The organism is Acidovorax benzenivorans (genome assembly GCF_028680575.1).
Taxonomy (GTDB): domain Bacteria; phylum Pseudomonadota; class Gammaproteobacteria; order Burkholderiales; family Burkholderiaceae_C; genus Acidovorax; species Acidovorax benzenivorans.
This window is the reverse complement of sequence record NZ_JAPCKI010000016.1, coordinates 58,390-77,574: the sequence shown is the minus strand read 5'-3', so window position 1 is coordinate 77,574 and position 19,185 is coordinate 58,390. Positions and strand designations below refer to the sequence as shown.

Sequence of the window (19,185 nt, the reverse complement as noted above, 5' to 3'; positions counted from 1 at the left end):
TGCGATCGGTACACCAGCCCTGCGGTGCAGGTCCCGTTGAATACCAAGGCCTCTCAGGCAAGGCGTGATGAATCGGCGGAGCAGTTGGCTGCACCGCCGGGGATCAACTCGCGCTGCTTCTGGCCGCATTGGCGTTCGACCACTTCGCAATCCTGCCTATGTTCAACCCCCGACTTTCGGAGTTTTCACATGGGAATTGCTTTGTTCACCCTCTCTGCCGTGCAGAACCCCCTTCGCAGTCTGAAAAGACTGTTTGCAAGTCCAGAACGCGCCTCCACGGGCCCGCTGGACTTGCTCGTGCAACCAGTCGGCATGGGAGAAGTCAAACCCGGCAACTCCTTAGCATCGGCCTCTCGCGGGAACTCGATCCAAGCCTTGGTACCCGGCAAATCGACGGAGCACCAGGGGCAACGTCCATTGCGCGGAAACTGGCCTTTTACCGCCAAGCCGCCAGTACGAACGCCAGAAAGCCCCGCCAGACCAACCGCCGCCCACCGCTCTTTTCTGCCCACGCACATGGCTGGCAGCAAGCGACAAGCCTTTTTGGCGTCATTGGGCACAGACACCTGCCCCCCACGGTCCGCCAGAGTGCTGCGCCAGGCCTCTGACGCAGGCGCTGTCCGCCTGGTGATTGCGGGGCGTATGGCCGACGTCTGCGCAGAGCTGGACCGTTTGGCAGCATCCGAGGCGCTCCGGGCCTGATTCGTTTGGCACAGCGGGTTGTATGAGCGGGAGCCCTCCTCTTACACCCGTACACTGCGGCCGGCCGCAGTTTCGGGTAGAGGATCGATCCGCAAACGATAGACACCAAGACGCCGACAGGTCCCAAACTCAAGGCCGTGCTGCTGCAGACCTCGCGCGTAGACGCTCTCTGACTCTAATCTGCACCACACATGCGGTGCCACGGAGTCATCTTCAGCATCTGTGCAGCACTCAGTCACCAAAAACCGCTGGCTTTGGTATGCCCCGCATGACCTGGGTGGCATTCACCCGTGCCTGCCAAGGCACAATGTCGGGATGAATATTGTGATCCTCGACGATTACCAGGATGCGGTACGCAAGCTGCATTGCGCCTCTCGGCTCGACGCGTATACCGCCAAGGTTTACACCAACACGGTCAAGGGGCTGGGGCAGCTCTCGGTGCGGCTCAAAGACGCTGACATCATTGTGCTGATCCGTGAACGGACCCAGATCACACGTCAATTGGTCGAAAAGCTCCCTCGGCTCAAGCTCATCGCGCAAACCGGCAAGATTGGCAGCCACATTGATGTGGCGGCGTGCACCGAACGGGGCATTGCCGTGGCAGAAGGGGTCGGCTCTCCCGTGGCCCCTGCGGAGCTGACCTGGGCCCTTGTGATGGCCTCCATGCGCCGCCTGCCTCAGTACATCTCCAACCTCAAGCATGGCGCGTGGCAGCAGTCCGGCCTCAAGACCGCATCGATGCCCGCCAACTTCGGTGTCGGCAGCGTGCTGCGGGGTAAAACACTGGGCATTTGGGGCTACGGCCGCATTGGACAATTGGTGGCAGGCTATGGACGGGCGTTTGGCATGAACGTGCGCGTCTGGGGCCGTGAAGCATCGCGCGCGCAAGCGCTCACGGATGGCTATCAGGCCGCGGCCACGCGCGAAGAGTTCTTTTCGCAGTGCGACGTGATCTCGTTGCACCTGCGCCTGAACGACGAAACGCGCGGCATCATCTCGCTCGAAGACCTGTCGTGCATGAAGTCCACGTCGCTGCTGGTCAATACATCACGTGCAGAACTGATTGAGCCCGACGCGCTGATCGCGGCCCTCAACCGAGGCCGCCCTGGATTGGCGGCGGTGGACGTATTCGAGAGCGAACCCATTCTGCAAGGCCACGCCCTGCTCCGTCTGGAAAATTGCATCTGCACGCCACACATTGGATACGTGGAGCAGGACAGCTACGAACTCTACTTTGGTGCAGCTTTTGACAACGTGGTGAATTTCATCAAAGGCACCCCTACCAACATCGTGAACCCTGGCTCGCTGCAGGTCAGGCGCTAACTGGCTAGGCAGTTACCAGGCAGTTGCGACGTTGGCCGCTTTGTAGTCGTACTCACAGTAAAAAAGGCTTCCCGAGGGAAGCCTTTTTTCATGGCTGCAAGGCACTGAAAGTGCCCTGCAGCGGGAAGCCACGCTCCAATTACAGAGGTGTCTTCTTGCCGTCCTTGTAGACGTACAGCGTGATGGCTGGGTTCTTCATTTCGCCGTTGGGTTCAAAGGCGATGGTGGAGGTCACGCCCTTGAAGCTTGCCTTGGCAAGTTCGTTCACGTACACCTTGGGGTCCACGGAGTTGGCACGCTTCATGGCGTCCACCAGCAGGAACGTCGCATCGTAGGTATAGGGGCTGTAAACCTGGAACTGGTTGGGGTACTTGGCATCGTACTTGGCCTTCCAGGCCGTGCCGCCAGGCATCTTGGCCAGCGAAGAACCGCCTTCTGCGCAGATCACGTTCGCCAGGGTCTTGGCACCAGCGGCCAGCTTGGCGATTTCGGACGTGCAGACGCCGTCACCACCGAAGTACTTGACGTTGGCCATACCCAGTTGCTCCATCTGGCGCAGCATGGGGCCTGCCTGAGGATCCATACCGCCGTAGAACACGGCATCAGGGTTCTTGGACTTGATGGCGGTCAAAATGGCCATGAAGTCAGTGGCCTTGTCGGTCGTGAACTGCTCGTCCACCACCTTCATGCCCTTGGCCGTAGCGGTCTTCTTGAACACGTCGGCAACACCTTGGCCGTAAGCGGTACGGTCATCAATGATGGCAACGGTCTTGAGCTTCAGGGTGTCCACGGCGTAGAAAGCCAGACCAGCACCCAGTGCGTTGTCGTTGGCGATGATACGGAACGTGGTCTTGTAGCCAGGCTTGGTCAGGTTGGGGTTGGTCGCAGCGCCCGTCACCATGGGGATGCCGCAGTCGTTGTAGACCTTGGATGCAGGGATCGTCGTACCGGAGTTGAGGTGACCGACAACGCCAGCGACCTTGGAGTCGCACAGCTTTTGTGCAGCAGCAGTGCCCTGCTTTGGATCGGCAGCGTCATCTTCAGCTTGCAGCTCGAACTTGATCTTCTTGCCGCCGATGGTGACGCCTTGAGCGTTCAGCTCTTCAATGGCCATGCGGGCGCCATTTTCGTTGTCCTTGCCGTAGTGGGCTTGGGCGCCGGAAACCGGAGCCACGTGGCCGATCTTGACCACCTGCTCTTGTGCAGAGGCCACACCAGCAACAGCCGCGATAGCAGCAACCACGGTCAGTTTCAACTTCAATTGCATATCAAATCTCCAGTAAAGATAAACGCTGAGAATCTTCTTGTGTCTCAACGCAGGCGAACATATCGCAATTTACGGGCCAGATCATTAGGGAACACGATTAAACGCGAGAGAAACCACAGGGGAATACCCTGTCATCCCTTGGGCACAGGGGGCGCGCCACTGGCCAACTCGTCCGCCACCGCCTCGTACACAGCATGCCGTACCACCGATTCGATCTCTTCGCGCAGACGTGGAAGCACTGACCGCGTCTGCTCCTGCACCACTGTGGCGATTGCCTCGCGCAGGCGCTGATCCAGTACCACATCCACGCGCTGCATGACGCGGTGTACCACGTATTCCTCCATCCCATCGGGCAGGACACGGGCCGCGCCAGGTACAGCTACCGGTGTTGGTCTTGTAGAGGTTGCAGCGGACATTGCCGGGCGTTGCGGGACAGGTGAAGCCGGAGCGCGCGATACAGGAGGAGAAACCACAGGCTGTGGTGCAGCCAGAGGAGGCGCCACAGGACGCGCAGGTGTAGCAGACGCGGCGACCTGAGCCGCCGCACTTGGTCGCAGAGCGGGCGCTGCTGCCTTCGCCAGGATCGCAGACTGCGACGGCGACAAAACCGTAGTGCGTGCCGCCGGATTCGAAGCACCCGACGCGAGGGGCGCGACATCGGGCACCTGCACCACTTCGGTGAGCGTCGGCACAAAACGCGGCGGGGTCTTGGGTGGCAGCGCCATCAGCCCGCTTTCAACACCAGATCATGGCGGGTAATGGCGTAGCCCCGGGAGGCGTAGTGGCGCCATCGCACACGCGCCTGGGCCCGGTCGGTTTCGTCCTGAGCGCTCACCACCTCCACCAGGCGGTCAAACCGGCCAAAACCTTCAGGGACTTCCGCATTGAGGTTCAACAGGACTTCATGGTGCGGCGCCAGGCGTGCGTCCTGCGCCAGCAACACCAGCGAAGCCTGAACCAACTCCTCGTCAGCATCGGCGTGGCAGTGGGCTACAAAATCCTGAGGGGCCATCAGCCACAGCATGCGGTCAAGCGCCTGAAGCGCATCCGCAGGCGCCGCAATGACCAGGCGAGCCCCGCTGCGCTGCACCTTGCGTGCAAAGCGGCACGCATAGGCCAGCTTGTCTGGAGCGTTGAAGTGAAAGGCCACCTCAGTCATGGCACTGTCACGCAGTCTTGGAGCCGGAGGACCGTTTGGCGGCGGGCTTGCCAGCAGCCCCCACAGCGGCCGTCTTGGTCGCGGGGCGCGATGTGGACTTGGGTGCCTTGGCCTGACGGACCTGCGACGTGGACTGCTCCAGCACATAGTGCACCAACAGGGCGACCGGGCGTCCTGTGGAACCCTTGGCCGCGCCTCCCTTCCAGGCAGTGCCCGCGATGTCCAGGTGAGCCCAGGGCATGTCGCCGACGAACTTTTGCAAGAACTTGGCAGCGGTGATGGAGCCACCCGCACGGCCCGCCACGTTGCCCATATCCGCAAAGTTGCTCTTGAGGCCGTCGGCATAGTCATCATCCAGCGGCATGCGCCAGCAGAGGTCTTGCGCAGCCTCACCAGCTGCCTGCAAGGACTCCGCCAGACCGTCGTTGTTGGCAAACAGACCGCTGCGCACGCCACCCAAAGCGATCACGCAGGCGCCGGTCAGCGTCGCAATATCCACCACTGCTGCCGGCTTAAATCGTGCGGCATAGGTCAACGCATCGCACAACACCAGGCGCCCCTCAGCATCAGTGTTCAAGATCTCGATGGTCTGGCCACTCATGCTGGTGACGACATCACCCGGCTTGACGGCACGCCCGTCCGGCATATTTTCGCAGGCTGGGATCAAGCCCACCACATTGATGGCAGGCTGCAGTTCGCCCAACGCGCGGAAGGTACCCAACACGCTGGCAGCTCCGCACATGTCAAACTTCATCTCATCCATCTCGGGCGCAGGCTTGATCGAGATGCCGCCGGTGTCAAAGGTGATGCCCTTGCCCACCAACACGATGGGTGCCTGGTCCTTGGCAGCGCCGTTGTAGCGCAGCTCGATAAAACGCAGTGGCTCTTCAGAGCCCTTTGCCACCGCCATGAAGGCGCCCATGCCCAGACGCGCCACCTCTGCCGGGCCATGGACCTTGCACTGGATGCGTGGCAGCTTGGCCAGGGTTTTGGCCGCATCCGCCAGCAGGCTGGGGGTGGCGTGGTTGGCCGGGCGGTTGCCCCACTCCCTCGCAAACTCCACACCAGCGACCAGGGCGACCCCGCTGTCAAACCCGTCACGCGCACCGGCAGCATCCGGCACACCCACCACACAGCGACTCAAGCTGCGTGCCTCCACCTTGGTCTTGGTGGTGGTGTAGACATAGCTCACGTCTGCCACCGCCTGCACAGCAGCGCTGACAGACACCGCCGGGGCTGCGCCGGCAAAACACAGCACCACGCGCTTGGTCTGGGGCGCCTTGATGGCACCACCCAGTGCCTGCAGCGCCTGGCGCGTTGCGCGCGCCGATCCATCGCCCAACCCCACCAGCACCACGCGGCGGGCTGCAACGGCAGGCACCTGGTACAGCTGCAGGTGTTTGCCCGCCTTGGTGGTCAGATCTCCGTTCTTGAGTGCCAAGGCCGCCAGGGCAGAAAGCGCGTCCTTGCCGGGCTTGAAGCCCTCTGGAAGCAGGACGATCAGCAGGTCGCATTTCTCCGAAGCTGCCGCAGCAAGTTCAAGGGTCTTGAGATCAAAGTTCATAATTGGTGTTTTCCTTCCAGCCAATGTTATTCGATTCATCCATCCGCAAGGAGCTGGCGCGCAGCTTCGGCGCGACCCTTGTGGTGCTGGTGACCGTGGTCATGACCATGATGCTCATCCGCACGCTGGGCCAGGCCTCCAAGGGCAGCGTCAGCCCGTCCGACGTGATGCTCGTCATGGGCTTCACCGTATTGGGGCAGTTGCCCACCATCCTGAGCCTCAGCCTGTTCATTGCGGTGGTCGGCACGCTGTCGCGCATGTACCGCGACAGCGAAATGGTGATCTGGTTCGCCAGCGGGCGCGGCCTGATCAGCCTGGTGCGGCCACTGCTGCGCTTTGCCTGGCCGGTGATGGTGGTGATCGCCGTGCTGTCGCTGCTGGTGTGGCCCTGGGCCAACTCCCAGATCCAGGAACTCAAAACCCGCTACGAACAGCGAAGCGACATCGACCGCATTGCACCAGGCGAGTTCCAGGAGTCGTCCAACGGCAGCCGGGTGTTCTTCATCGACAAGGACACCCCAGACACGCAGGCCGCCAACAACGTCTTCATCGCAGCCAACGACGGCAAACGTGAATCCGTCACCTCCGCCCGCAGCGCCCGACTGGAGACCCAGGGAGGTGAACGCATGGCCCTGCTCAGCGACGGTCAGCGCCTGGAGACCTCGCGGGACAAGCCCGGCGTCAAGATCAGCGAGTTCAGCCTGTACGGCACCCGCATCGGCAGCGCAGCACCGGGGGCAGCGGAAGAACTGGCGGTGAAGACACGCACCACCTACGACCTCTTGATGCGGCCGCTGCCGGCCTACCGTGCCGAGCTGGGCTGGCGGCTGGGCCTGGCACTGGCCGCGCTCAACTTTGTGCTGCTCGGCTTGGCCGTGGCCAGCGTTAACCCCCGCGCAGCGCGCAGCACCAGCATGGTGTTTGCGCTCTTTGCCTTCATCGTTTACTACAACCTCATGACCCTGGGCCAGAGCTGGGTGGGTGCTGACCGACTGGGCCTGATCAGCTTCATGGTGTTGCTGCACGGCGGCATGCTGGTGGCCTCGCTGCTGGTGCTGGCTGTGCGCCATAACCAATGGACGGTGCGCCGCCTGTGGCAGTCCCTGCGCACCGAAGGGCTGTCCGCATGAAAACTATTCGCCGCCTGATCCACCGCGAGGCGCTGGGCGCTGTCACTTTTGTCACCATCGGCTTTCTGGCCTTGTTCTTTTTCTTTGACCTGGTGGATGAACTGCGCTGGGTCGGCCGTGCGGGCGACGAGGGCTACCAGCTCTCGCATGCACTGCTGTTTGTGGTGCTCAGCATCCCCAGCCATCTCTACGAACTGCTGCCCATCACCGTACTGATCGGCACCATCTTTGTCATGGCGCGCCTGGCCCAAAGCTCGGAGTTCACCATCATGCGCACCAGCGGCATGGGCCCATGGCGCGCGCTGCGCACCCTGCTCACGCTGGGCGGGGTCTTTGTACTGCTGACCTTTGCCGTGGGGGATTACCTAGCCCCCCTGACCGACCGCACCGCCCAGCTCATCAAAGTACGCTACCTGGGACGGCTGACGGCAGGCGCCACGGGCGCGTGGCTCAAAGAGCGGCAGGAAGACCACTCGTTTGCCGTCAACGTGCGCGCGCTCACCCCCAATGGCGGCATGCTCGACGTGCGTATCTTCGAGTTTGACGACAAGGGCCGCCTGGCTTCGCAGACGCGGGCCGCGTCAGGGCAGGTTGGCTCGGACGGATCGTGGACCCTGGAGAAGGTGCAGCGCAGCCACTTTGAACAGCAGAGCGACAAGAACGAAGCCCGCGTGGAGCACCAGGACAGCCCCTCCCTGCAATGGCCGACCAAAATCAGCGCCGACATGGTGGCCGCATCCCTGCTCAAGCCAGACCGCATGGCCACGCTGGACCTCTTCCAGTTCATCCGGCACCTGAATGCCAATGGACAGTCCGCCCAGAAGTACGAGATCGAGTTCTGGCGCAAGGTGTTCTACCCCTTGAGCTGCCTGGTGATGGTGGTGCTGGCGCTGCCCTTTGCCTACCTGCATTTCCGCTCGGGTGGCATCGCGGGCTATGTGTTTGGTGGCGTGATGGCAGGCATCAGCTTCTTTCTGCTCAACAACGTCTTTGGCTATGCGGGCAACCTGCAGAACTGGTCGCCGTGGCTGACAGCGGCGGCTCCCGGACTGATTTACTCCTTGCTGTCGCTCGCGGCTTTTGGTTGGCTGGTGCTCAGACGCTGAGCCTTGCACCGATACCGATCATGAACAAAGCCATTGTCCTGTTTGCCCACGGCTCCCGCGACCCCCTGTGGCGCGCGCCCATGGAGGCTGTGGCGACACGTATCGCCACGCAGCACCCCGACCGCCGCGTCAGCTGCGCTTATTTGGAGCTGTGCACGCCAACTCTCCCGGATGCCGTCCGCCAGTTGGTGGATGAAGGGGCTACTACCGTGACGGTGGTGCCCATGTTCGTGGGCACTGGTAAGCACGCCCGCGAAGACCTGCCCCAGTTGGTGCAGGCGCTGCGCGCCGCCCACCCTGGCGTGCAGTTCCACGTGCAGGCCTCTATTGGTGAGGACCCGCGAATGACGGCGCTGATGGCGGAGATCGCCTGCGAAAGCCCATCAGCCTGAAAATTCTCCGTGTCGGCACATTCGCTTAGATGATTGCAGCATAATGATGCAATTCTTTAGGCGATATTCGATATGAATCTGCATCAATTCCGCTTCGTGCAAGAGGCGGCACGCCGTAACCTCAATCTGACCGAGGCCGCCAAGGCCCTGCATACCTCGCAGCCCGGGGTGTCCAAAGCCATCATCGAGCTAGAAGAAGAGCTGGGCGTGGACATCTTTGCCCGCCACGGAAAACGCCTCAAGCGCATCACCGAGCCCGGCCAGCACGTGCTCAAAAGCATCGAAGTCATCATGCGCGAGGTGGGCAACTTGAAGCGCATTGGCGAGCAGTTCAGCGCACAAGACAGCGGCACCCTCAGCATCGCTACAACCCACACCCAGGCCCGCTACGTGCTGCCCGTGCCCGTGGCCCGCCTGCGCGAGGCCTATCCCAAGGTCAACATCAGTCTTCACCAGGCCACACCCCACGAAGTGGCGCGCATGATCATCGACGAGGTGGCCGAGATCGGCATGGCCACCGAATCGCTGGCCGACTACCCTGAGCTGGTCACCCTGCCCTGCTACGAGTGGCAGCACGTGCTGGTGGTGCCCAACGACCATCCGCTGGCACAAAAAGAGCGCATCGGCCTCGACGACCTAGCCCATGAGGCACTGATCACCTACCACCCCTCCTTCACGGGCCGGGGCAAGATCGACCACGCCTTTGCAGCGCGCAAGCTCACGCCCCGCATCGTGCTCGAAGCCATCGACTCCGACGTGATCAAGACCTATGTGCGCCTGGGCCTGGGCATTGGCATCGTGGCCGAGATGGCCATGCGCGACGACCCGGTGGGCGACCTGGCCGTACGCCCTGTGGGCCACCTGTTCGGCCAGAGCGTGGCGCGCGTGGCCTTCAAGCGCGGCGCCTACCTGCGCAACTTTGTCTACAAATTTGCGGAGCTGCTCAGCGACCGCCTGAGCCGCGAGTTGATTGCCCGCGCGATGACGGGCCATGTCAACGACTACGAGCTGTAAACAGCCGCCGAGCAGCCCCCCTCTTCCAGCCAATCCAGATTCTTTCATTCACGCCGTTGTGCCATGACCCAAGCCATCGCCCGCACCCCCGCCTTCCCCAGCAAGCTGCCCCATGTCGGCACCACCATCTTCACCGTGATGTCAGCCCTGGCCACCGAACACAAAGCCGTGAACCTGGGCCAGGGTTTTCCTGACTTTGAATGCGCCCCCGAGCTGGTGAACGCCGTCACGGCCGCCATGCAGGCCGGCCACAACCAGTACCCGCCCATGCCCGGCATCCCCGCGCTGCGCGAGGCCGTGGCCCACAAGATCCAGGCGCTGCACGGCCGCGCCTACAACCCCAACACCGAAATCACCATCACCGCAGGCGCCACGCAGGCCATCATCACCGCCATCCTGGCCATCGTGCACCCGGGCGACGAAGTCATCGTGCTCGACCCCTGCTACGACAGCTACGTGCCCAACATCGAGTTGGCGGGCGGCAAGGCCGTGCGCGTGCCGCTCACACCCGGCACCTTCCGCCCCGACTTCGCCAAGATCAGCGCCGCCATCACGCCGCGCACCCGCGCCATCCTCATCAACAGTCCGCACAACCCCAGCGCCACCATCTGGACCGCCGAGGAAATGCGCCAGCTGGAAGACCTGCTCGCGCCCACCGACATCTTGCTCATCAGCGACGAGGTGTACGAGCACATGGTGTTCGACGGCGCCGAGCACCAGAGCGCCGCGCGCTTTCCGGGCTTGGCAGCACGCGCCTTCATCGTGTCGAGCTTTGGCAAAACCTTCCACGTCACCGGCTGGAAGGTCGGCACCGTGGCGGCCCCCGCAGCCCTGACGGCCGAGTTCCGCAAGGTGCACCAGTTCAACGTGTTCACCGTCAACACGCCCATGCAGCACGGCCTGGCCGCCTACCTGCAAGACCCCACGCCCTACCTCCAGCTGCCCGCGTTTTACCAGGCCAAGCGCGACCTGTTCCGCGAAGGGCTGGCAGGCTCACGCTTCAAGCTGCTGCCCAGCACGGGCAGCTACTTCCAGTGCGTGGATATCTCGGCGATCAGCGACTTGAACGAGGCCGATTTTTGCCAGTGGCTCACCCGCGAGGTGGGCGTGGCGGCGATTCCGCTGTCCGCGTTTTATGGCGACGGGTTTGACCAGCGTGTGGTGCGGTTCTGCTTTGCCAAGAAGGACGAGACGCTGCGCGCCGCGCTGGAGCGGCTGCGCAAGCTGTGATCCGCAGGGCCTTTGAAGGCCCTACCGGGTCTGCCGCGCCAGCCAAACACCCACAGCCGCCAGCGCCATCCCCACCAGCGCCCAGCCGGTCAGCGTTTCGCCAAACATGGCCCAGGCAATCAGCGCCGTGGTGGGTGGGGTCAGGTAAAACAGGCTGGCCACGTTCACCGCGCCGCCTCGGCGGATGAGCAGATTCAGCAGGCTCACCGCCCCCAGCGACAACACCAGCACCAGCCAGCCCAGTGCAAAAACGAACTCGCCGGTCCATGTGATCGCCATGGATTCGGCGGCATACGCCAGCACTGCCATGGCGATGGCGCATGGCAGGTACTGGATCACCGAGCCTGTGCGCAGATCGAACGAGGGGCAGAAGCGCTTCTGGTACAGCGTGCCAGCAGTGATGCCCAGCAGCGCCACCACGGCGGGCAGCAACATGCCCACCAGTGCGCCCGCCGGGACCGTGGCGACTTTGCCCGCCACCACCAGCGCTACGCCGCTGAACCCCAGCGCCAGCCCCACCCACTGTGCAGGCCGCACCTTTTCGCCCAGCAAAGCGCCCGCCACCAGTGCAGTCAACAGCGGCTGCAAGCCCACAACCAGCGCAGTGATGCCCGAAGGCAGCCCATGCCCGATGGCCATGAACACCCCACCCAGGTACACACCATGCACCAGCAGGCCCGACACCGCGATGTGGCCCCAGGCCCTGCCCGCCAACGGCCAGGGCGCACGCACCACCGCCACCACAGCCAGCATGAGCACGGTGACGATGGCAAACCGCAGCCCGAGAAAGGTCAGCGGTTCCACATACGGCAAGCCTAGCTTGGCACCGATGAAACCAGTGCTCCAGAGCGCGACAAACAACAGCGGGACGAGTGAATCCAGCGGATTCGAGACGGAGGACTGATGGGGCGTTGCCTGGGTCATGGGGTGTGGAAACGAAGCGCCTGGGGGCGGAAGTCACGCCAGATTTGGAAAGATGCCAAGGGTAGCGGGAGCACGGCAGAGGGGGCCCATCATCGCACCGTCTGCCCGGCCGCAGGGGCCTCGTCCGCGCGCTCTGACCGCAAAGCCTCTCACCACCCAGGCATGAAAAGCCGCCTTCGCAGCCGTGCCGAACCGGCCCGAAGGTCGCACCGGGTAGACACCTGCGCCGACTGCACGGCAAAAAACGGTACCGGCGTGGCACCTCTTGGTGAGCGCGGCGCAGACATGAGCCAGAACCACAAGAAAAATGCCACCTAGCGCCCATCCATCATGCGCCACAAGCTATAAATTTAATAGCAAAATAATCACTAACCTATTCCCATAGGAAAGAGCGGGTGTGAGCAGCCCCACCACCTGCCCACACCCTCCCTTTGCAAACGGATCGACATCGGGTGGCGACACGCAACCCAAAAAAAGCGCTATCCAGCAGCCACTACAAGGCCCTTGAGGGGCTGGCGATCCAGGCTACCCACCGCCCTGCTGACGCTGAAGCGCTGCTCTACCTGTTTGAGGAAATGCGCGAGCAGCAGGCGGTACAGGCCATCGCCCAGGGCCGCGTCCTCCACCCCCACGTCCAGGTTGGGGTTATCGTTGATCTCGATCACATACACCCCGGACGCCGTGGCCTTGAGGTCCACGCCATAAAAGCCGTTGCCCACCAGGCGGGCCGAATTGACTGCCGCCGCCAGCACCTGCGCGGGCACCTGGTCGAGCGGCACAGCCTGCACCCGGCCTTCGGTGTATTTGCCGTTGGCGGTGTGTTGCAGGATCTGCCAGTGGCCGTCGCACATGAAGTATTTGGCCGCAAAGATGGCCTGGCCCGCCAGCACACCAATACGCCAATCGAAGTCGGTGTACATGAACTCCTGCACGAGGATGATTTCCGACTCTTTGAGCATGTCCCGGGCAATGGCATGCAGTTGTTCAAAGCTCTCCGCCTTCTTCACGCTGCGGCTGAATGCTCCGTCGGGCACCTTCACCACCACCGGGTAGGCCAGCCGGTGCTGCATATCGGCCAGCGTGCGGCGGCTGACCATGTGCGTGAGCGGGGTGGCAATCGCATGCTCGCGCAGCAACTCCGCCAGAAAGGCTTTGTTGGTGCAACGCAGGATGGACACAGGGTCGTCAATGACCGGCATGCCTTCGGCCACGGCCTTCCTCGCAAACTGGAAGGTGTGGTGGGTCACGGCCGTGGTCTCGCGGATGAACAAGGCATCGAACTGGGTCAGCCGTGAGAGGTCCTTTTTCTCGATCAGCTCCACGGCGATGCCCATCTCCTGCCCCACATCGACCAGTTTGCGCAGTGTCTTGAGGTTGGAGGGCGGCAGGCTGTCATGGGGATCGTGCAGCACCGCCAGGTCCATGCGCGGCTGGGGCATCGCGATCATGGGGCGCCAGCTGCGCCGCGTGTACTGGAGCAGCGCTTGCACGAAGACCTCGTCGCGCGCGGCATCCACATCGCGCAGGTCCAGCGCCTGCAGGCCACCGATCTGCCAGTGGGCCGACTGCTCCTGCCGCTCCAGCGTGACCTCCATCAGCGGGCAACGGAACAGCTCGAAGCTTTTGCGAGCCAACGCGGCCAGTGCAGGGTCTTCCATGATCCCGAAGAAGACATGCAGCGTCAGCGTGTTCACCGAGCGCGGTATTTCCTTCATCGGGCCAAGCAGACGGTTCAGCTGCGCCAGCGCCGATGGCTCGATGCGTTTGCGCTGCAGGCTCAGGATGGTGTCCACGCTGGGCGTTACGCGGTCACCACGCGCCTCGGCCAGCAGCGAGCAGTAGTAGCCCATGCTGAGGTAGCCGTAGTTTCTGCACAGGTTGGTGACCTTGCGCAGGCGCCCACGGTGCAGCGGCTGCTCTGCTACGAATTGCTCTGCCGTGATGACCTTGATGTCGGGTGGGCTCCATCGGAAATCGGCCAGCTTCTCCACCACGATGACATGTTCTGAGGACAACTTATTTCTTTCCAGAAAGAACAACTGCGGCGGTACGACCACGGCGGCCGTACCTTGCAACCTTCTTGAATTCGCTCCAGCTGATGGACACACCGCCATCGGGATCGCCGGAGCGCACCATGGGGTCCAGCAGACGAAACACCGCACCGTCGAAGCCTGTGATGACCACCCAGTGCGGCGTCTTCTGCCGGTGCAGGCGCCACAAGCTGATGAGCACAATGGGCAGGCGCCCCGCCCGCAGCTGCTCGATCACGCTGTCGGGCGACACGGGCCGTGCATGGATCGGCACCTGGCGCGCCTCCAGCGCCGCCCTGAAGTCGTTTTCCACCAACTGGATCACATCCTTCTTGCGGGGGTCGCGCACGCTGTCCATGAACAGCGAGGCACCGGCAGCCGCATACACAGACACCTCAAAGCCGTGGGCCAGCGCGGCATGCGCCAACCCAAAAGGCCCACATCCGCCATGGCCGGCAGCCATGAACACCGTGGTGGCCTCTCGCCACAGGCGGATCTCGGCCGCCTGGTTTACCGGCATGGCCGGGTCCATGGCGGACATCGCCATCAGCAATGCACACGGGCCACAGGTGAAATCCAGCGTCTGCGCATAGTGGCGCACCTGGTGCGACGCCGCTGCCTGGGCCAATGCGCCATCAAACAGGTCCTTCTGAAAGCACAGGGCCTCTTCGCCATCGTCGTAGTAAGCGGGTTTGCAAACGGTGTGCACAAAGCCGTGGCGCGCGAACAGACGGTGCGCCGCCAGGTTACCAGCCCTGCTCTCCAGCCGCAGAACCGCGCAGCCCGCATCACGCGCACCCTGGATTGCCGCCGCCAGCAGCCTGCTGGCCACGCCCGCGCGCCGCACGGACGGTGCCACTGCAATGGAGTACAGGCGTGCCACAGACGATCCTTCGCGGCGCAATACCACGCAGGCACCGTCCAATGCATTGCCAGACCGAAACACCAGCACGCGGACCGAGGGGCTCAACAACAGACGCCCCCAGCTCCTGCGCGAGATCCTGTCGCTGGAGAACGCGGCATTTTCCAACTGCTCCAGTGCGGGCAGATCTGCAGGGCCAGCCAGTGCGACGCCCCGCACGTCCATCGATGGTTGTCGCTTCACGGGCTGTCCCCACGGGGCCGCTGCGCCTTGCGATCAGACAGCTTCAATGCCACCCAACCCACCCCGATCGGAACCACAAGCACCAGCACGGCCATCAGCAACGCGACCCAATCAGCCATGGTGCAGCAGCTCCAGGCCCACGCCACGCAGGGCGCTGCGTACAGAGCCAGCCTCAATGGTTTGGCACCTTTGCGCACTGCAATGGCTCAATGGCATGAAAGCGCCCCCGCACAAGAGACACTGGCCGCACAACCGATTTCAAGCTGGGGCAGACCAGAGGCCAGGCAACGCGTAGCGCGCTCCAAGTCGCACCGGTGGATGTAGAGAGTGCCCTTGGCCATGTGGCGGGGCACATCGAACGCCAGGCTGTAGCCGCGCAGCTGCCGCCCCAGCAAAGCCTGCAGCGTTGCACGCAGGTTTTGCCCATCGGCATACGGCGTGATGAACGAAACCAGCACCAACGCGGTGGGGTCGCCATCGCTCTCACACAGAGGCAACAGGGACACCCGGTGCAATCCGATACTGGGGCAATTCTTGAGCATGTTTTCACCACATAGGCCCTGAACAGAGCGCTTGTGGCCAGTGTTGAACATGCTTTCAGTCTAGGAAATCTGGCGTAAATCGTTCGTAAAAAATGCGAGGGCAACCATCAAATCGCCGTCAATGCACCGGGGTTCGGCACGCACCTGCGCGGGTGCGTCGGGCAGGCGCCAGCGCTACACCGCCAAGCGGTATCCCACCCCAGACTCGGTGAGCAGGTGGCGGGGCTGCGCGGGGTCGGCCTCCAGCTTTTGGCGCAGGTGCCCCATGTAGATGCGCAGGTAGTGGCTCTGGTCCGACCGCATGGGCCCCCACACCTCGCGCAGCAGCTGCTTTTGGGTGATGACCCGCCCTGCGTTGGCCACCAGCACCATCAGCATGCGGTACTCGGTGGGGGTCAGGTGCACCTCTACACCAGCCTTGCGCACCAGGCGCGCACTGCGGTCCACCTCAACATCGCCGAAATGGAACACGGGCTCTGCCGCATCCTGCACCAGCCCGTTGCCAGTGGCTGCGCGGGGCCTGCGCAGATTGGCCCGCACCCGCGCCAGCAGCTCGCCGGTGCCAAAGGGTTTAGTGAGGTAGTCGTCCGCACCCGCGTCGAGCGCGGCAATTTTGTCCGCCTCGTCGGTGCGCGCAGACAGCACGATGATGGGCACGGCAGACCAGCCCCGCACATCGCGGATCAGCTCCACGCCATCGCCATCAGGCAGTCCCAGATCCAGCACCAGCAGGTCTGGCTGGCGGGTGCCAGCGGCGGACAGGCCCTCGCGCAGAGTCCCGGCCTCATGCACCTGCCAGTCCTCGGCCTCCAGCGCACTGCGCACGAAGCGCCTGATTTGTGGTTCGTCCTCGACCACCAAAACGGTACGTATCTGCATCGCTTTCTTCAAGGGGCAGAAACGCCCCGCTCCACATCATCAAAACCGGGGACCGGCGGAGGCTCGCGCCGCGCAATGGTGAACGTGAACTCCGCGCCGCCCCCTTCCACACTGGCAGCAGTAATTGTGCCGCCATGCGCTTGCACGACGGCCTTGCAGATTGCCAGGCCCAGGCCCACGCCCGGGGTTGCCGATTCAGTCTGCCCCCGGGTGAATTTTTCAAACAGGGTGTGCTCCCTGCCCCGCACCGAAGCTGGCAAGCCTGGGCCATGGTCTCGCACCTTCAGCACCAGCATGTTGTCTGTGGTGGATGCTTTCACCACCACCGGCCCCGCACCGTATTTGGCCGCATTCTCCAGAAGGTTGACCAGCACGCGCTCGATGAGCACAGGGTCAAACTCCACCAGCGGCAGGTCGGCGGGCAACTCAGTGCGCACGGGCATGTCGCCCAGCGCTGGCCTGGCGGCCCGGATGGCAGAGCCAACCACCTCTTCCACCGACTGCCAGTCCCGCCGCAGATTGACGGCCTGCCCAGACACATCGCTCTCCAGCCGCGCCATGTCCAGCAGGTTGCTGACCAGCGCATTGAGCTGGTGCGCCTGGTGCACGATGGCTTTGGCCACGGCGTCTGTCTCTTGCGGCGGCGCGCTCTGCAGCGTTTCGGCGAGCGTGATCAAGGCCGTGAGGGGGGTGCGCACATCGTGCGACACCGCACCCAGCAAGGCATTGCGCAGCCGCTCTGACTCCATGTCCACCACGGCCTGCTGCGCAATGTTCACGTAGTGCACACGCTCCAGGGCAATGGAGATCTGCCGGGCCAGGGTGTCGAGCTGCTGCGCCTGCTCGGGGATCAGCAGCCAGCGGGGCTGCACAGGCTCCAGCGCCAGCACGCCACGCACACGCATGGGGGCCTTCAGCGGCACATAGCGCCAGGTCTGTGCGGCCAGGGTGTTGGTGGCCAGGCCCGCGCTCTGGCCCTGGCGCAACGTCCAGTCCGCCACACTTTTGTCAAAACCCGGCGGCAGGTCATCGGGGTACTGAAGGCGATCCGACGCATCCAGCGCCACCACCACGGCGCGGCCCCCAAAATGCCCCTGTACAGCCGCCGCGCCGATCTCGATAACCTGGCTGGTCTCCAGCGCTGCGGACAGCTCGCGTGTGAGCTCAAAGAGAGACTGGGCCCGCCGCTCCCGGCTGATCGACACCCCGGCGGCAAACCGCAACCCGGCGGTGAGCTGCCCCACCAGCAGCCCCACGCCCAGCATCACCGCAAAAGTGACGATGTACTGCACATCGCTCACCGCGAACGACAGGCGCGGCGAGACGAAGAAGAAATCGAACGCCAGCACATTCAGCAGCGCCGCCATGGCCGCAGGCACGCGGCCAAAACGCATGGCCACCGCGACAACCCCCACCAGGTAGAGCATCACGATGTTGGTCAGCTCCAGCAAACCATGCAGCGGTGTCGCCAGCACCGTGACGGCAATGCTGGCGCCCAGCGCCCACAAAAAACCCTGCCAGTGATAACGCCCTGTACCGTGCTCGCCAACATCTCCATCATCATCCAGGCCAAGGTTGCGGTCCCACAGCGCCTGTGGAAGGCGCCGCGAACTGCCCGCATGCGCTGCCTCGACGATGTCGAGCGAAGGCGCCCGATCGGCCAACTCGCGCGCAACACCTTTGGAGGCGAGAAGTTTGCGCCACCCCACCCGCGCGGCGGGGCGCCCCAGCACCAGGGTGGCGCAGTTCAGATGCAGCGCCTGGGCCGCCAGGGCGGGCGCCACGTGGTCGCCCGTGAGCACGGCCGTCTCGGCACCCAGCTCCTGCGCCAGTTGCAGCACGGCCAGAATCTTGTCGCGCTGGGCTGCGCCCAAGCGCTGCAGTCTTGGCGTCTCCACATAGGCAGCATGCCACTTCACATTGAGCTGCCCCGCGAGGCGGGCAGCTGTGCGCACTGTCTGTGCCGCGTCTTCATGGGGCCCGACACAGGCCAGGATGCTGCCCGAGGTGTTCCAGGCACTGGCCACGCGGCTGCCGGAAGCGCCCGACTGCTCCACCCGCCAGCCCAGCACATCGTCTTCCACGTGCTCCGCCGTGCGCCGCAGCGCAATCTCCCGCAGGGCGATCAGGTTCCCCTTGCGGAAAAAGCTCTGCGCCGCACGTTCGGCCTGCTGGGGCACGTAGACCTTGCCAGCGCCCAGGCGGGCGATCAGCTCGTCGGGCGTGGCATCGACCAGCACCACTTCGTCGGCATTGTCCAGAACGGTGTCGGGCACCGTTTCGTGCACACGCACACCGGTGATGGCGCCCACGGTGCCGTTCAGGCTCTCCAGATGCTGGACGTTGAGTGCCGTCCACACATCGATGCCAGCGGCCAGCAGCTCCTGTACATCCTGCCAGCGCTTGGCATGCCGGGAGCCCTGCACATTGGAGTGCGCGAGTTCATCCACCAGCAAAATGGCTGGCTTGCGGGCCAGGGCCGCATCCAGATCGAACTCGGAAAGGCTCCGGCCCCGGTACTCCACCTGCCTCAGGGGCAGCGACTCCAGCCCCTCCACCAGCGCTGCGGTTTCGGCGCGACCATGGGTTTCCACCACGCCGATGAGGATGTCGCGCCCGGCACGCCGCTCACGCTGCGCGGCGCTGAGCATGGCCCAGGTCTTGCCGACCCCGGCATTGGCACCAAAGTAGATGCGCAGCTTGCCCCGCTGGGTCAGCTCTTCCTGGGCGCGCAGTTGCGCAATCAAAGCATCGGGGTCGGGGCGCTGGATGTCAGTCATGCATCAACGAGTATCGGTGCCAAGTAAATGTCAGCCCA

17 protein-coding genes are annotated in these 19,185 nt (G+C 63.6%); 6 read left to right on the top strand and 11 right to left on the bottom strand.

Annotated elements, in window-relative coordinates; translation table 11 throughout:
• The first annotated feature begins 1,017 nt into the window (after positions 1-1,017).
• Positions 1,018-2,025 carry a D-2-hydroxyacid dehydrogenase family protein gene (locus tag OIN59_RS20570; protein ID WP_274113361.1) on the top strand — a complete coding sequence of 336 codons (1,008 nt, stop codon included), beginning with the start codon at positions 1,018-1,020 and terminating at the stop codon, positions 2,023-2,025.
• A gap of 139 nt (positions 2,026-2,164) precedes the next feature.
• Here the strand turns inward: OIN59_RS20570 and OIN59_RS20565 are convergent, their stop codons facing one another.
• The 4 genes from OIN59_RS20565 to OIN59_RS20550 all read right to left on the bottom strand — a co-directional run bounded on the left by OIN59_RS20565 (position 2,165) and on the right by OIN59_RS20550 (position 6,015).
• The gene (locus tag OIN59_RS20565) at positions 2,165-3,292 is read right to left on the bottom strand and encodes a branched-chain amino acid ABC transporter substrate-binding protein (RefSeq protein ID WP_274113359.1); all 1,128 of its coding nucleotides are present in this window, start codon (positions 3,290-3,292) and stop codon (positions 2,165-2,167) included.
• 131 nt (positions 3,293-3,423) lie between these two features.
• Complete coding sequence (locus OIN59_RS25390) at positions 3,424-4,017, bottom strand: hypothetical protein (RefSeq protein WP_407655127.1); 594 nt, start codon at positions 4,015-4,017, stop codon at positions 3,424-3,426.
• A complete protein-coding gene (locus OIN59_RS20555) occupies positions 4,017-4,451 on the bottom strand; it encodes a DNA polymerase III subunit chi (RefSeq protein ID WP_274113356.1) in 435 nt (144 codons plus the stop codon). The genes OIN59_RS25390 and OIN59_RS20555 overlap by 1 nt, the downstream gene beginning before the upstream one ends.
• A 7-nt stretch (positions 4,452-4,458) precedes the next feature.
• Positions 4,459-6,015, bottom strand: coding sequence for a leucyl aminopeptidase (locus tag OIN59_RS20550; RefSeq protein WP_274113355.1), 1,557 nt, complete (start codon positions 6,013-6,015; stop codon positions 4,459-4,461).
• 23 nt (positions 6,016-6,038) lie between these two features.
• Here OIN59_RS20550 and lptF point away from each other — a divergent pair, with 23 nt between their 5' ends.
• From lptF to OIN59_RS20525, 5 genes are all read left to right on the top strand, one after another.
• Positions 6,039-7,145, top strand: a complete 1,107-nt coding sequence (gene lptF / locus OIN59_RS20545; protein WP_274113353.1) for an LPS export ABC transporter permease LptF — start codon at positions 6,039-6,041, stop codon at positions 7,143-7,145.
• Complete coding sequence (lptG, locus tag OIN59_RS20540; protein ID WP_274113351.1) at positions 7,142-8,251, top strand: LPS export ABC transporter permease LptG; 1,110 nt, start codon at positions 7,142-7,144, stop codon at positions 8,249-8,251. The genes lptF and lptG overlap by 4 nt, the downstream gene beginning before the upstream one ends.
• 20 nt (positions 8,252-8,271) lie before the next feature.
• The gene (locus tag OIN59_RS20535) at positions 8,272-8,643 is read left to right on the top strand and encodes a sirohydrochlorin chelatase (protein WP_274113349.1); all 372 of its coding nucleotides are present in this window, start codon (positions 8,272-8,274) and stop codon (positions 8,641-8,643) included.
• Between the two features lie 72 nt (positions 8,644-8,715).
• Positions 8,716-9,657, top strand: a complete 942-nt coding sequence (locus tag OIN59_RS20530) for a CysB family HTH-type transcriptional regulator (protein WP_274113347.1) — start codon at positions 8,716-8,718, stop codon at positions 9,655-9,657.
• 63 nt (positions 9,658-9,720) lie between these two features.
• A complete protein-coding gene (locus OIN59_RS20525; protein WP_274113345.1) occupies positions 9,721-10,887 on the top strand; it encodes a pyridoxal phosphate-dependent aminotransferase in 1,167 nt (388 codons plus the stop codon).
• A 21-nt stretch (positions 10,888-10,908) separates the two neighbouring features.
• On the opposite strand, the gene OIN59_RS20520 is transcribed toward OIN59_RS20525, so the two are convergent.
• From OIN59_RS20520 to OIN59_RS20490, 7 genes are all read right to left on the bottom strand, one after another.
• Positions 10,909-11,811: a DMT family transporter gene (locus tag OIN59_RS20520; RefSeq protein WP_274113343.1), complete on the bottom strand. Its 903-nt coding sequence runs from the start codon at positions 11,809-11,811 to the stop codon at positions 10,909-10,911.
• Positions 11,812-12,290: 479 nt separating this feature from the next.
• A complete protein-coding gene (locus OIN59_RS20515; protein ID WP_274113342.1) occupies positions 12,291-13,826 on the bottom strand; it encodes a RimK family protein in 1,536 nt (511 codons plus the stop codon).
• Position 13,827: 1 nt separating this feature from the next.
• Positions 13,828-14,946, bottom strand: a complete 1,119-nt coding sequence (locus OIN59_RS20510) for a peptidase C39 family protein (protein ID WP_274113341.1) — start codon at positions 14,944-14,946, stop codon at positions 13,828-13,830.
• Positions 14,943-15,065, bottom strand: coding sequence for a hypothetical protein (locus OIN59_RS20505; protein WP_274113339.1), 123 nt, complete (start codon positions 15,063-15,065; stop codon positions 14,943-14,945). The genes OIN59_RS20510 and OIN59_RS20505 overlap by 4 nt, the downstream gene beginning before the upstream one ends.
• A gap of 87 nt (positions 15,066-15,152) precedes the next feature.
• Positions 15,153-15,452, bottom strand: a complete 300-nt coding sequence (locus OIN59_RS20500; RefSeq protein WP_274113337.1) for a hypothetical protein — start codon at positions 15,450-15,452, stop codon at positions 15,153-15,155.
• Positions 15,453-15,662: 210 nt separating this feature from the next.
• Positions 15,663-16,367 carry a two-component system response regulator KdpE gene (gene kdpE, locus OIN59_RS20495; protein WP_274113335.1) on the bottom strand — a complete coding sequence of 235 codons (705 nt, stop codon included), beginning with the start codon at positions 16,365-16,367 and terminating at the stop codon, positions 15,663-15,665.
• Between the two features lie 8 nt (positions 16,368-16,375).
• Positions 16,376-19,147: a DUF4118 domain-containing protein gene (locus OIN59_RS20490; protein WP_274113333.1), complete on the bottom strand. Its 2,772-nt coding sequence runs from the start codon at positions 19,145-19,147 to the stop codon at positions 16,376-16,378.
• Between the last annotated feature and the right edge of the window lie 38 nt (positions 19,148-19,185).

Coding starts and splice junctions, on each gene's coding strand:
- OIN59_RS20570 (WP_274113361.1), top strand. CDS start 1,018: ATGAATATTGTGATCCTCGACGATTACCAGGATGCGGTACGCAAGCTG.
- OIN59_RS20565 (WP_274113359.1), bottom strand. CDS start 3,292: ATGCAATTGAAGTTGAAACTGACCGTGGTTGCTGCTATCGCGGCTGTT.
- OIN59_RS25390 (WP_407655127.1), bottom strand. CDS start 4,017: ATGGCGCTGCCACCCAAGACCCCGCCGCGTTTTGTGCCGACGCTCACC.
- OIN59_RS20555 (WP_274113356.1), bottom strand. CDS start 4,451: ATGACTGAGGTGGCCTTTCACTTCAACGCTCCAGACAAGCTGGCCTAT.
- OIN59_RS20550 (WP_274113355.1), bottom strand. CDS start 6,015: ATGAACTTTGATCTCAAGACCCTTGAACTTGCTGCGGCAGCTTCGGAG.
- lptF (WP_274113353.1), top strand. CDS start 6,039: ATGTTATTCGATTCATCCATCCGCAAGGAGCTGGCGCGCAGCTTCGGC.
- lptG (WP_274113351.1), top strand. CDS start 7,142: ATGAAAACTATTCGCCGCCTGATCCACCGCGAGGCGCTGGGCGCTGTC.
- OIN59_RS20535 (WP_274113349.1), top strand. CDS start 8,272: ATGAACAAAGCCATTGTCCTGTTTGCCCACGGCTCCCGCGACCCCCTG.
- OIN59_RS20530 (WP_274113347.1), top strand. CDS start 8,716: ATGAATCTGCATCAATTCCGCTTCGTGCAAGAGGCGGCACGCCGTAAC.
- OIN59_RS20525 (WP_274113345.1), top strand. CDS start 9,721: ATGACCCAAGCCATCGCCCGCACCCCCGCCTTCCCCAGCAAGCTGCCC.
- OIN59_RS20520 (WP_274113343.1), bottom strand. CDS start 11,811: ATGACCCAGGCAACGCCCCATCAGTCCTCCGTCTCGAATCCGCTGGAT.
- OIN59_RS20505 (WP_274113339.1), bottom strand. CDS start 15,065: ATGGCTGATTGGGTCGCGTTGCTGATGGCCGTGCTGGTGCTTGTGGTT.
- kdpE (WP_274113335.1), bottom strand. CDS start 16,367: ATGCAGATACGTACCGTTTTGGTGGTCGAGGACGAACCACAAATCAGG.
- OIN59_RS20490 (WP_274113333.1), bottom strand. CDS start 19,147: ATGACTGACATCCAGCGCCCCGACCCCGATGCTTTGATTGCGCAACTG.